General features: G+C 59.3%; 10 protein-coding genes. 6 read left to right on the forward strand and 4 right to left on the reverse strand.

The features are described 5' to 3' along the window. Positions 1-120: 120 nt before the first annotated feature. The 3 genes from EC915_RS01480 to EC915_RS01490 all read right to left on the reverse strand — a co-directional run bounded on the left by EC915_RS01480 (position 121) and on the right by EC915_RS01490 (position 5017). Positions 121-2745, reverse strand: coding sequence for a response regulator (locus EC915_RS01480; RefSeq protein WP_133748756.1), 2625 nt, complete (start codon positions 2743-2745; stop codon positions 121-123). Between the two features lie 254 nt (positions 2746-2999). Further along, the gene (locus tag EC915_RS01485) at positions 3000-3479 is read right to left on the reverse strand and encodes an LEA type 2 family protein (RefSeq protein ID WP_133748757.1); all 480 of its coding nucleotides are present in this window, start codon (positions 3477-3479) and stop codon (positions 3000-3002) included. Positions 3480-3586: 107 nt separating this feature from the next. Further along, positions 3587-5017, reverse strand: coding sequence for a nucleobase:cation symporter-2 family protein (locus EC915_RS01490; protein ID WP_133748758.1), 1431 nt, complete (start codon positions 5015-5017; stop codon positions 3587-3589). 430 nt (positions 5018-5447) lie between these two features. On the opposite strand from EC915_RS01490, the gene EC915_RS01495 reads away from it, so the two are divergent. From EC915_RS01495 to EC915_RS01510, 4 genes are all read left to right on the forward strand, one after another. Next, the gene (locus EC915_RS01495) at positions 5448-6881 is read left to right on the forward strand and encodes an NAD-dependent succinate-semialdehyde dehydrogenase (protein WP_133748759.1); all 1434 of its coding nucleotides are present in this window, start codon (positions 5448-5450) and stop codon (positions 6879-6881) included. 265 nt (positions 6882-7146) lie between these two features. Next, a complete protein-coding gene (locus EC915_RS01500) occupies positions 7147-7947 on the forward strand; it encodes a glucose 1-dehydrogenase (RefSeq protein ID WP_133748760.1) in 801 nt (266 codons plus the stop codon). Continuing rightward, positions 7940-9805 carry a glycoside hydrolase family 15 protein gene (locus tag EC915_RS01505; RefSeq protein ID WP_372237834.1) on the forward strand — a complete coding sequence of 622 codons (1866 nt, stop codon included), beginning with the start codon at positions 7940-7942 and terminating at the stop codon, positions 9803-9805. The genes EC915_RS01500 and EC915_RS01505 overlap by 8 nt, the downstream gene beginning before the upstream one ends. Before the next feature lie 14 nt (positions 9806-9819). After that, complete coding sequence (locus EC915_RS01510; protein WP_133748761.1) at positions 9820-10029, forward strand: DUF2945 domain-containing protein; 210 nt, start codon at positions 9820-9822, stop codon at positions 10027-10029. Positions 10030-10055: 26 nt separating this feature from the next. On the opposite strand, the gene EC915_RS01515 is transcribed toward EC915_RS01510, so the two are convergent. Then, positions 10056-10943, reverse strand: a complete 888-nt coding sequence (locus EC915_RS01515) for a LysR family transcriptional regulator (RefSeq protein ID WP_133748762.1) — start codon at positions 10941-10943, stop codon at positions 10056-10058. A gap of 155 nt (positions 10944-11098) precedes the next feature. Here EC915_RS01515 and EC915_RS01520 point away from each other — a divergent pair, with 155 nt between their 5' ends. Then, entirely contained in the window at positions 11099-12283 is a 1185-nt protein-coding gene (locus EC915_RS01520) for an enolase C-terminal domain-like protein (RefSeq protein ID WP_218568067.1), read from the forward strand. A 38-nt stretch (positions 12284-12321) separates the two neighbouring features. Continuing rightward, positions 12322-13221 carry a dihydrodipicolinate synthase family protein gene (locus EC915_RS01525; protein ID WP_133748764.1) on the forward strand — a complete coding sequence of 300 codons (900 nt, stop codon included), beginning with the start codon at positions 12322-12324 and terminating at the stop codon, positions 13219-13221. The last annotated feature ends 31 nt before the right edge of the window (positions 13222-13252 follow it).

The raw sequence follows: 13252 nt of genomic DNA on the forward strand, positions 1-13252 counted from the left end.
GACTGCAGATGTGATGAATGGTCAACACCCCTCTGTGGCTCGGCCGGTTCAGGCCTGGCCGGGATGCGGTCATCGCCTCTCCTTTTCGTTGCCACGGGCCCTGAACTTGCACGTGAGCGGTCACTGACACTGCGCAGAAGCATCCGATGGGCGTGCAACCTCATTCACCATTTCCATGAGCTGTGCCTGAGAGAAGGGCTTGGCCAGACGAGGGACTTCGACGGTCTGCCCCGGAACGGCCTCGGCATAGCCTGATACCAGGATCACCGGCATGTCCGGATGTTGCTCGCGGACACGGGTCACCAGCTGTGCGCCGGTCATGTGGGGCATGGCGTGATCGGTAATGATCAGGTCAAAGTGCTGCTGTTCCAGATAGTCCAGGGCTGCACGGGCGGAATTGGCGGGACGAACCCGGTGGCCCATGTCCTTGAGCATTTCCACAGTACTGGTCAGTACCAGTGCGTCGTCGTCTACCGTGAGGATGTCCAGACATGGATGGCCGACTTTGCTCTGTGGTGTTTGTTCAACGCTGTCGCCGAGCGATGGCTCTGGCGCCGAAGTGACCGGCAGCCACATCTCGGCGGTGGTGCCAACGCCCCGGATGCTGTGCAGCTGCAAGGTCCCGCCGCATTGCTCGACCAGCCCATGAACCATGGACAGTCCGAGCCCCGTGCCTTGGCCGACACCCTTGGTGGTAAAGAACGGCTCCGTCGCGCGCTTGAGTGTTTCCTCGTCCATCCCTTCGCCGGTGTCGGTCACGCTCAGACACCAGTAGTCTCCAGGGCCGGGACGAAGGTTCGACGCGGTCACGTTGCGCAAACCTGCCTTGATCACGATCAATCCCTGACCGCCCATCGCGTCACGCGCGTTGACCGCAAGATTCAGCAACGCAGCTTCAAGTTGATTGGGGTCGGTGCTCACCCAGGCAGGCACAGGCGCCGTAACGATCTGCAATTCGATAGTGGGGCCAAGCGAGCGCTGCAGCAGTTCGCTCATACCCGCGACCAGTTGGCCGAGCTCGACCGCCTCGGCTCTTAGCTCCTGGCGGCGGGCGAAGGCGAGCATCCGCGCAATCAGCGTGGCGCCGCGTTCAGCTCCACTGCGGGCGTTATCGACCAATTTCAGAAGTTGCGGGCTGTCCGGCAGGCGTCGGCGTAGCAGATCGAGGCTGCCGAGTACCGCCATGAGCAAGTTGTTGAAGTCGTGAGCAATGCCGCCTGTGAGATTACCCAGCGCTTCCATTTTCTGCGCCTGCTGCAGCGCTTGCTCTGTGCGACGGATATTGGCCTCGCTCTCGCGCAGCGCCTCGGTGCGCTCGGCAACCCGAGCTTCCAGATCACGGCGAAAGCGTTCCTCGCTTTCGCGCCTTCTGACTTCGGCGCGAACGCGTTCGATATGCGCCCAGGAACGTTCGGTCACTTCGGCCAGCAAGGACAGTTCGCGTGAGGTCCAGCGCCGCGCAACCCGATCATGAATCGACATCAAAGCCGTCAGGCGACCGTCCTTGACCAGTGGCATGCAGATGGTCGACGCCAGACCGATGCTCAGAAAAGCCTCGGCCTCTTCCGGGGCAAGCTGTTCGGCGGTTTCATCCAGGATCAACGGCAAGCCTGCATGCAGGCGTTTGAGCGCCAGCTTACCAAAGGTGGCCAGGCTGTAACGGCCCACGATGCCCAGCGAGCCCGACGCATGCCAGTCCCCGCGGATGGTGAAGCCGTCCTGGTCCGGCTCCATGTCGGCATAGGCACAGACTGCAACTTCCAGATGTTCGCCCAGCATTTGCGTGGTAATCGCCATGATCACATTGGCATCGATGCTGCGCGCAGTCTCCTTGTTCAGGGCGTCAAGAAACTGCAATCGGCGCTCGTTTGCGCGCAGGGTTTCCTGCGCCTCCCTGCGTGCAGTGATGTCCGTAGCGGTGCCAAACCATTCGACGATATCGCCACGCTCGTCGAACAAAGGCACGGCCCGTGACAGCGCCCAGCCTGTGCTGCCGTCGGACCGTATGATCGGATGCTCCAGCGTAAAGCTGGCTTTGTCGCGGATTGCCTGTTCTATGTCGGCGCTGACCCGAGGCTGGTGTGCCGGCTGAATATAGGTCTGCAACCAACTGTCTCCAGCGCCCGTGCCTGGGTGACGAACGCCCAGTCCGTCCTGATGCTGCAGAATATGCCAGTTCTGCGAAAGCCGGTAAGTGGCGTCGGCGGTTGCGTTGACCAAGGCCCGGAAGCGCTGTTCGCTATGCAGAAGGTTGCGACCGCCAAGCACGCGTTCGGTGGTTTCCACGACAATGGCAATGACGCCTGCGGGGTTTCCGCTTTCGTCCGGTACGGGCGAGTAATCCAGGTCCATCCAGACCTGTTCAGGGTGCCCGTGGCGATGAAGCGTCAACTCCTGATCTTTATAAGCCAGGGTTTTGCCGGCCAGGCCCACACGCATGACGTGATCGTTGAAGTCGGCGACTTCCGCCCAACCCTTGCGCACTTCCGAACCGAGCAAGCGGGGATGGCGATCACCTGCGAATCCGGAATAAGCATCGTTATAGATCATGATGCCTTTCTCACCCCACAGCAGCACGATGGGCACGGGGGAGGCGAGCAACATGGCGGTGATGGTTTTGAGGCTCTGCGGCCATTTTTCCGGCGCGCCCAGACCGCTGGAAGTCCAGTCGTGGCGACGTATGAGCTCGCCAAGTTCACCGCCATGATGAAATTGCAGATTGTCCGCGCAGACTTGCTGGGTCATATGGACCGCTGTTCCGTAAGGCCGTGATGGGTCAAGTGAAGGCGCCCTGAAACCTGATAATTCAGGAGCCGGAATCGGTTGGACATTGCGCCCCCGGTTACCGTTCCGATCACGTCTCGGTATGCCGGCTTCCAAAAGCAGGGCGCGAATGTACCGACGTATGACGGGTTTCACAACCAATGTCAGATCTCTTCATTCATGAGGCAACAAGGCCCGCCCGAAGCCAGGGTGACAAGTGAAAGCCAGGCGCAGTCTTACCAGTTGCCGTTGGCCGGCTGCGGCAAGCTCAGCGTCCCGCTGTCGTAAAAGCGCATGGTGCCGAAGAGCCCTCCCGCCAGCTTGCCGCGCAGTTCGTACGGCAGATTGTCCAGGCTTTGTTGTTCGCTAAGCCCCACTGCCTGACGCAGCGCTGCAAAGGCCGAAACTGTTACCGGCACCGTCAGTACACCCTCGGAGAAACGGGTTATCGTGCCTTTCTGGTCGCTGACGCCCGAGGCCAGCAGCCTGCCGTTGACGTCCAGATTCAACGCCACTCCATCGTAGGGAATGTCGACATCATTAGGGTTTTGCAGGCGCAGTTTCACGGCCAAGCGTATTTCCAGGTCCTGCCCCGGCAACGGTTCGATGCCCACCACGTTGATGTTCAAGGGATCGCGGTTTGGAAACAGCGCGCAGGCACTCAGGGCCAGCATGAACGCGCATGCAAGCAGGTAACGGAACGGGCGTAGCGGCATCGTGATGCTCCAGTTGCGAGGGCGGGCGGGAGAATGCTCCCGCCTGTTCACACCTTGCGATTCAACTGTGCGACCACGAGCCTGGAGAGAGGTTCTGCCTCGGGCCTTTACACGGGGTCCTGCAGCACCTTGACGGTCGAGGCCTGCGGATCGAAATCAGTGATTTCTTCTTCTACATATTCTTCGGGAAGGAAAATATTGAGGATGATCGCGCAGAACGCGCCGACGGTAATTGGCGATTCGAAGATGTTGTGCAGCGCTTTGGGCAGTTCGCGCAGCACTTCCGGAACCGCTGCCACCCCCAGGCCCATACCCAGGGAAATCGCGACGATCAGCATGTTACGACGATGCAGGCCGGCTTCGGAGAGAATCTTGATCCCGGCCACTGCCACTGTGCCGAACATGATCAACGTGGCGCCGCCGAGCACCGGCTTGGGCATCAATTGCAGCACCGCGCCAATGATCGGGAACAGCCCCAGCAGCACCAGAATGCCGGCAATGAAGAACGCCACGAAGCGGCTGGCCACACCGGTCAACTGAATCACCCCGTTGTTCTGGGCGAAGGTCACCATCGGCAGGCTGTTGAAGGTAGCGGCTATCGCGGAATTGAGACCGTCAGCCAACAGGCCCGACTTGATCCTGCGCAGGTAGATCGGGCCGCTCACCGGCTGTTGGGAAATCATCGAATTGGCGGTCAGATCGCCTGCCGCTTCCAGAGGCGAGACCAGGAAGATCACGGCAATCGGGATGAAGGCCAACAGGTCGAACGAGAAGCCGTATTTAAAAGGCACCGGAATGCTCATCAGCGGCACGTGTGGCATGTGTGTGAAGTCCACGCGGCCCAGGTACCAGGCCACCCCAAAGCCCAGGGTCAAGCCGATGATGATCGCGCTCAGGCGCAGCAAGGGAATATTGAAACGATTGAGCACCACGATCGTGCCCAGCACCAATCCCGCCAGCCCGAGATTGGTCGCTGAGCCCATGTCAGGTGCGCCGAACCCGCCTGCCATATCGGTCATCGCCACTTTGAGCAGCGACAGTCCCATCAAGGTGATGATGGTACCGGTCACCACGGGGGTGATGAGCTTGCGCAATTTGCCGATGAACTGGCTCAGCACCACCTCTACGAATGCGGCACAGAAGCAGACGCCGAAAATGGTCGAGAGAATCTCGTCAGTGCCGCCACCGCGACTCTTCACTATAAAACCGGCGCTGAGGATCACGCTGAGAAAGGAAAAACTGGTGCCCTGCAGACACAAAAGCCCGGAGCCGATGGGGCCGATGCGCTTGGCCTGGATGAAAGTGCCAATACCGGACACGAACAGCGCCATGCTGATCAGGTACGGCACTTCGCTGGCAAGGCCCAATACGTTACCAACGATCAGGGTCGGGGTGATGATGCCCACGAAACTGGCGAGCACGTGCTGCAACGCAGCGAAGATCGCGGCGGTGAAATGCGGTCGGTCATTGAGCCCGTAGATCAGCTCGGTTTTTTTTGCGGCCGGGCGAGACGGGGGAGGGCTGAGGGGTGGGGTCATGGTTAGCCTGCCAATTGTTGTTATTCGGTCATGGGCTTTGCGATGGGCGCTGATTCGGCCTGTATACAAAAGTTGTCTGTCCGGTCAGGTTTATCGAATCTACAACATGTCGACGTACTTAAAAACAATTTGTTTGAAAATTGTGTACAAGAAAATGGCATGGCGAGGAAATGGATCGTAGGAAAAAGGGCGCGCAGGATGCCAGAAAATGCTCCGCCGGTCTGCGTTAGCCGCTTTATTGGCTACCTGCCGAACTTCGCGCCTGGACCCGGCATTCAAACTTCAGCGCCCGGTTCGGGTCGTAAACGGGATTGTTGCGTGCGCATCGGGCATCCGCGCAGCGACCTTGATCCTTGGAAGTCCGGCCCTGTAGATTGGCCGCACTGCCTTTTCCATTCTCCCGCCTATGCAGGCCTATCCGGAGTTGCTCATGTACGCAGACGTTCAGTTGTATATCGATGGCCAGTGGCGCGCCAGTGAAGACGGCCGCACCCTCGACGTTGTTAACCCGGCAACCGGGGACACCCTCGGTACCGTGGCCCATGCCGATATCGCCGATCTGGATCTGGCTTTGGCCGCTGCCGAACGCGGTTTCCAGACCTGGCGCAACACCCCGGCCTACGACCGCTACAAAATCATGCAGAAGGCAGCGAACTTGCTGCGTGATCGGGTCGATCACATCGCCAGCGTCATGACCCAGGAGCAGGGCAAACCCTTGGCCGAAGCGCACATGGAAACCCTTTCCGCCGCCGACATCATCGATTGGCTGGCCGAAGAGGGCCGTCGCGCTTATGGCCGTCTAGTGCCATCGCGTAACGTGTCGGTAGAGCAGAAGGTCATCAAGGAACCGGTCGGTCCGGTCGCGGCTTTCACCCCTTGGAATTTCCCGATCAACCAGATCGTGCGCAAGCTCTCCTCGGCGCTGGCGGCCGGATGCTCGATCATCGTCAAGGCTCCGGAAGAGACGCCGGGATCGCCTGCCGAGTTGATCCGAGCGTTCATCGACGCCGGCGTACCGGCTGGCGTCATCGGTCTGGTGTATGGCGACCCGGCACAGATCTCCAGCTACCTGATCGCTCATCCTGTCATCAGGAAAGTCACCTTCACCGGCTCCACGCCTGTCGGCAAACAGCTGGCTGCGCTGGCTGGACAGCACATGAAACGCGCGACCATGGAGCTGGGTGGGCATGCACCGGCGTTGGTGTTCGACGATGCCGATCTCGATCTGGCAGCGCGGACCTTGGCGGGCGCCAAATTCCGCAACGCCGGGCAGGTCTGTGTGTCACCGACCCGCATTCTCGTGCAGCGCGGCGTCTACGAGAAATTCATCGAGAAATTCGTCGGCCTGACCCATGAAGTCAAGGTGGGCAATGGTCTGGAGCAGGGCGTGACCATGGGCCCGCTGGCCAACGAACGCCGGGCTCCGGCGCTCACGGCGCTGGTCAAGGATGCTGTCGATCATGGTGCCAAACTGCACACAGGCGGCAAGGCTGTCGAAGGCCCGGGGTATTTCTTCGAGCCGACCGTACTCAGCGGCCTGACCCCGCAAATGCGCATCATGAATGAAGAACCCTTTGGTCCGGTGGCACTGATCGTGCCGTTCGACACGGTGGAGGACGCGGTCAAAGAGTCCAATCGAGTGCCGTTCGGGTTGGCCTCGTATGCGTTTACCACTTCGATGAAAACCGCGCATATTCTGAGTACCCGCATCGAAGCGGGCATGCTCTCGATCAACCATCAGGGCATCGGTCTGGTCGAGGTGCCGTTCGGCGGGGTCAAGGATTCCGGTTACGGCTCGGAGGGCGGTACCGAGGCCGTCGAGGCGTATCTGAATACCAAGCTGGTGACGGTATTCAATGGGTAACGCCCCTCCGAGCAAGGAGCCCCACCCCGTCGTGGGGCTTTTTTTGCCTTGTTTTTTTGCCTTGACGGCACGGCCCTGTGCTCAGGGATGTGCCCACCTTCTTCCGTTTTCATCCGCATCACCAGGCTCAGTCGGCTACCAAGATCCCCAAGCAAGCGCGCATCAGGCTTTTATGTTGCTACCACGGTGGCGGTGCAGAACCACTGAACTTCCTGCAAACCCCGTCAGTCAGCATTAAAACGCTGACCATGAGGCTCGACATTCCATGCTGATTTCCTTGAAAGGCCAGGTTGCGCTGGTGACCGGAGCCAGTTCCGGACTGGGCGCAGGTGCGGCCAGGGGGCTTGCTGCTTGCGGGGCCGCAGTGGTGGTCAACTACCATTCACAGCCTGAACCTGCACAGAATCTGGTCGATGAGATCCGCGCTGCAGGCGGCCAGGCGATTGCAGTGGGCGCCGACGTCTCGAAGGAAGATGAAGTCGATAAACTATTGGCCGCAACACTCAAGGCTTTCGGCCGACTGGATATTCTCATCGCCAACTCCGGGCTGCAAAAAGACGCGCCTATCACCGAACTGAGTCTTGAAGACTGGAATACCGTCATCAACGTCAACCTCACGGGCCAGTTTCTCTGCGCACGTGCGGCGCTGCGTCAGTTCGCCAAACAGGAAATACGCCCGGATATCTCACGGGCGCTGGGCAAGATCATCCACATGAGTTCGGTGCATCAGGTCATTCCGTGGGCCGGCCATGTCAATTACGCGGCCTCCAAAGGCGGGGTGGACCTGCTCATGCGCAGCATCGCCCAGGAAGTCGGCGAGCAGCGCATCCGGGTCAACAGCATTGCCCCGGGCGCGATTCGCACCGCGATCAACACCAAAGCCACCTCCGGGGACGCTGAGAAGGACCTGCTCAAGCTGATCCCCTACGGACGGGTCGGTGAGGCGCAAGACGTGGCCAACGCCGTGGTCTGGCTGGCTTCCGACGCCTCCGATTATGTGCACGGTGCAACCTTGTTCATTGACGGCGGCATGAGCCTTTACCCGGAGTTTCGAAACAATGGCTAAAGGGACAATGCCTGAACGCACGCAAAACACGCAGCCGGATCCGCGCGACGAAGCGCAGAACCCCATTGAAAATCACGGCATCATCGGCGACATGCGCAGTGCCGCGCTGGTAGCAGACACCGGCAGTATCGATTTCTGCTGCTGGCCCGACTTCGATAGCCCGAGCGTCTTCAGCGCATTGCTCGACACTCCGGATGCCGGGATCTTCCAGCTCGCGCCGCTGCTGCCGGATGCCCGCCGCCAGCAGCTGTACCTGCCCGAAACCAACGTGCTGATGACGCGCTGGATTGCCAGGGACGCGGTAGTGGAGGTTACTGACTTCATGCCCATCGCCGACGACATCGAGGACTTGCCACGTCTGGTGCGTCGTATTCACGTGCGTCACGGCACCACCCGGGTACGCATGCTGTGCCGGGTCCGGCATGACTACAGTCGCGCCAAAACCACGGCGCAAATGGATGGCCAGGACGTACGCTTCGAGGCTCGCGGACAGCCGGCAATGCGCTTATGCGCGACGGTTGACATGCGGCTTGACGGCCAGGCTGCGGTGGCCGAATTCGACATGCAGCAAGGCGACATCGTGGAATTCATGCTCGGCGGCGCAGACGACGAGCACGTCAAAGCCATTCAATGCGATTGCGACCTGAAGAACACGGTGCACTATTGGCAGCACTGGAGCCGTCACTCCAACTACCAAGGCCGCTGGCGCGAAGTGGTCAATCGCTCGGCGCTGGCCCTCAAGCTTCTCACCTCACGCAAACACGGCGGCATCGTCGCTGCCGCGACGTTCGGGCTGCCTGAGGAAGAGGGCGGCGCGCGCAACTGGGACTATCGCTACACTTGGATCCGCGACGCCTCGTTTACTGTCTATGCCTTCATGCGCCTGGGTTATACCGAAGAAGCCAATGCCTTCATGAAGTGGGTGCGCGAGCGCATGGGCGATTGCTCTGACGAATCGACCAAGCTCGGCATCCTGTATTCGCTGGCTGGCCGTGAAGAGTTGCCGGAAGAGGAACTCACGCACCTGTCAGGCTACGGCGGCGCGACCCCGGTACGCATCGGCAATGAAGCCTATAAACAGACCCAACTGGACATCTATGGCGAGTTGCTGGATGCGGTGTACCTGGCCAACAAATACGGTGAGGCGATCTCTCACGAAGGCTGGAAAAACACCACGCGGCTGGTGAACGAACTGTGTGACAAATGGCGCAGCAAGGATGTGGGCATCTGGGAGATGCGCGGCGATGACAAGCATTTCCTGCACTCACGTCTGATGTGCTGGGTCGCCCTGGATCGAGCCTTGCGCCTGTCATTCAAGCGTTCGCTGCCCGCACCGTTCGAGCGCTGGACCAAGGAACGTCAGGCCATCCACGACGATATCTGGGAAAACTTCTGGGATCAGGGCCTCGGCCACTTCGTGCAGTACAAAGGCAGCAAGAACCTCGACGCGTCCATGCTGCTGATGCCGCTGGTGCGGTTTGTCGGCGCCAGCGATCCCCAGTGGCTGCAGACGCTGGAGGCCATCGAACGCACGCTGGTGCGCGATGGCATGGTCTTCCGCTATCGCAATGACGATGAATCCGGCGACGGCCTGGAAGGTGAGGAAGGCGCGTTCGTCGCCTGCTCGTTCTGGTATGTCGAATGCTTGGCCCGTGCAGGGCGCGTGGAGCAGGCGCATCTTGAGTTCGAACAATTGCTGCGCTACGCCAACCCGGTGGGCTTGTATGCCGAAGAGTTCGACACCCATGGACATCATCTGGGTAACACCCCGCAGGCGTTGAGTCACTTGGCGCTCATCAGCGCGGCAAGCTTTCTCGACCGCAAACTCGAAGGCGGTCAGACCCTCTGGCAGCCCTGAACAGGAGAACGAACATGGCCCATGCATTCAAGAAAGGCGATTACGTACGCTGGAATTCGGATGTCGGCCATGTCGTCGGTGTCGTGACTCAGGTGCACACCCAGGACGTCGAGTTCATGGGCCGCCATCGCCCTGCCTCTAAAGAAGCACCTCAGTACGAAGTCAAAAGTGACAAGACCGGGCATTTGGCGCTGCATAAGGAAGGGGCGCTGGAAAAGGCCTGACCTCTGCGTTGCGGCCAGCGCAAGACCTAGCTGGAAACGCGTTGGCGGAGAATAAGTTCGCGTACGGCCCCAATGGCAGGATCATCATCTCCCGCTCTCCAGATTGCGTGCAATTCATATTGCACGTGAGTCTGGAGCGCCTTGAATATGACGTTCTCGAAGCACGCGTTGCGGGCATCCTCTGGTACGATCGCCACCCCCATACCGGCACTGACCAACGAAAGAATGGCATGCGTCTGATCCATGAACTGAATATGGCGAGGTCTGATGTTTGCCCGTTCGAACATCGCTGCCAACAGTTCGTGAAAATACCATCCCACTTTGCTGTACATAATGAAAGGGACATCGTCGAGTTGTTTTAGCGTTACGACCTGCCGACGTGATGCCCACGGATGGTTACGCGATACCGCCACCGCAAGCTCGCCTTTTCCTATGCAGGCCGACTCGACACCTTCCTGCATCGCAGTCGGCCGAATGATGCCCAGGTCAATACGGCCGAAAGACAATGCCTCCAACTGGCCAAGCGTGGTTACTTCGCGGAAAACCACTTCGATGTTCGGCAACTCTTTCTGAACCCGCTCGGCCAGTTTGGGGATGTACCCATAGGTCGCAGACCCCATGAACCCAACCGTCACAGATCCGCTCAGGACATTGGCCGCACGCCTTGCGATCTGCACGGCCCGTTCGTTTTGCTCCATCAGCTTGCGCGCTTCGGCCAGGAACGCCGACCCCGCCGGGGTAAGTGACACAGAGCGGGACGTCCGTTCAATCAACACTACGCCCAAATACTGCTCCAGCAGCTGGATCTGTCTGCTCAACGGCGGTTGCGTCATATGCAGAAGTTGAGCGGCCCGACCGAAATGCAGTTCTGTGGCCACAGCGACGAAACACCGAAGTTGGGTAGCCCCAATCATTGATTCACCTTTTATATTGTTTTAATCCAAAACATGGCTTGGACATGAATTGATAGGCTGCATATTCTGACTTCCAGCGAGACATGACAAGCCTGCATTCCGGACTTAAGCGTCTCGACTCAATGGTGACAACAACAAAAACTGGAGGCAGTAACGTGTCCTACATTACTCGCGTAGAAATCTTTGACTTTACCTACGACGTTCACAATCTTGCCGCGGCAGGTGAGCACACCCACAACCACGTGGCTTACAAAAAAGGCGCCAAGATGACTTTGGCCAAGTACGCGATTGTGATCGAAACCAATGAGGGTGTGCGCGGTGAATACGTCGCGATGTGGGGCGGCACACGGCCTGCGCTGGCTCAGTCGCTGATGCTGGCGCCTGACCTGCTGGGGCGTAATCCCGATGACCGTGAGGCGATCTACGACGAGTTCAAGCGCAAGCTTCACCACTTTGACCACATGGGCCATGGCCCTATCGACATCGCCTTGTGGGACTTGACCGGCAAAGAACTCAATTGCTCCATTCAGAAATTACTGGGGAGCTACCGCGGCCGCCTCAAAGCGTATGCCAGCACCTTCCATGGTGACCGCAACGGAGGGTTGGACAGTCCGCAAGCCTACGGTGAGTTCGCATTGCGCTGTCAGGAAATGGGCTACACCGGTTTCAAGATTCACGGCTGGTTCGACGGCAATCCCCGTGAAGAAGCCGCAGCCATACTGGCGACGCGCAAGGCCGTAGGTCGAGACATGGAACTGATGTATGACGGCGCCTGCGACCTCAAGACCTTCGCCGACGCTCTGTACGTGGGTAAGGCCTGCGACGAAGCCGAGTACTTCTGGTTCGAAGATCCCTACCGTGATGCAGGTCTGTCAGCTTTCTCTCATAAGAAACTGCGCGAAATGCTCAAGACGCCATTACTGATTGGCGAGCATGTGCGTGGGCTGGAGCCTAAGGCGGATTTCCTGATAGCTGGCGGCACCGACTTCATGCGCGTCGATCCAGAGTACGACATGGGCATCACGGGTGCGATCAAGACGGCGCGACTGGCAGAAGCCTTTGGGCTGGACGTAGAGATTCACGCCGTTGGCCCGGCACACCGTCATGTGATGGGTGCCATCCGCAACTCCAACTTCTATGAAATTGCCCTCGTCGGGCCTGACTGCGCGAATAACATTCCACAGGTTTACACCTGCGGGTATTCCGACCAGATCGATTGCATTGATGCTGCCGGTACTGTGCCAGTGCCTACCGGCCCAGGCCTGGGTGTGACTTACGACTGGGACTATATCAAGCGCCATACCACAGCTCACCACGTGTTCGATCTCAACAAGCGTTGAGTGCCGTCAGCCACTTTTCGAAATACTCAGGAGGCAACATGCTCGATTCTACAAAGGGCGTCTATATCGTGGCGCAAACTCCTTTCGACGAACGCGGCGCCGTCGATCTGGACAGCATCGACACGCTGGTTGATTTCTATCGCGGGCACGGCGCGAACGGTTTTACCGTGCTGGGCGTCAGTGGTGAGGCCGGCAAGCTCAACGCTGAAGAAGCGCGACAAGTCGCTCAGCGTTACATCAAGGCCGCTGGCGACCTGCCGGTGGTGATTGGCGTCAGCAACCCAAGTCTGGCGCAACTGACCCAGTTCAGCCGCGAGGCGATGGACCTGGGGGCGGTTGGCGTGATGATTGCGCCGCCAACCGGCTTGCAGGCCGATGAGGATCTGCTGGGCTATTTTGCCGAAGTGTTTCGCCGCATCGAGGGTACGCCGACGGTGCTGCAGGATTTTCCGTTCGCCTCAAAAGTGACGATGTCCGTGCCGCTGATGCATCAACTGATAGAACGGCATCGCGAGATTCAGTTGATCAAGGAGGAAGATCTGCCTTGCCTGAACAAGATATCCCGTTTGCGCGAGGGAAGTGGCCGGCGAGTCGCTATTCTGACCGGTAATAATGCGATGTACCTGCCACTGGAACTCCAGCGTGGCGCTGACGGCCCGATGGCGGGTTTCTCTTACCCGGAAATGCTGAGCCAGGTTTATCACCTGCATCAAGCCTGCAGGTTCGACGAAGCGGACGATCTTTTCGACATCTACCTGCCTCTGCTGCGCTACGAAGCCATGGGCTTCTGGGGCGTGTGTGCGAGGAAGGAAGTGATGCGCAGACGCGGCGCGATTCGCCATGCAACGCTGCGCGCCCCTGGGCCTCGCTTGTCTGGCAACGATCTGGCTGAAATCGATCGGTTGGTTGCACGGCTGGAGACGCGCCTGGGCCGCTGACTCCCTTTTTTGCCTTCTCCTACAAGAACAA

The sequence above is a fragment of the Pseudomonas sp. LP_7_YM genome (assembly GCF_004364435.1).
Taxonomy (GTDB): domain Bacteria; phylum Pseudomonadota; class Gammaproteobacteria; order Pseudomonadales; family Pseudomonadaceae; genus Aquipseudomonas.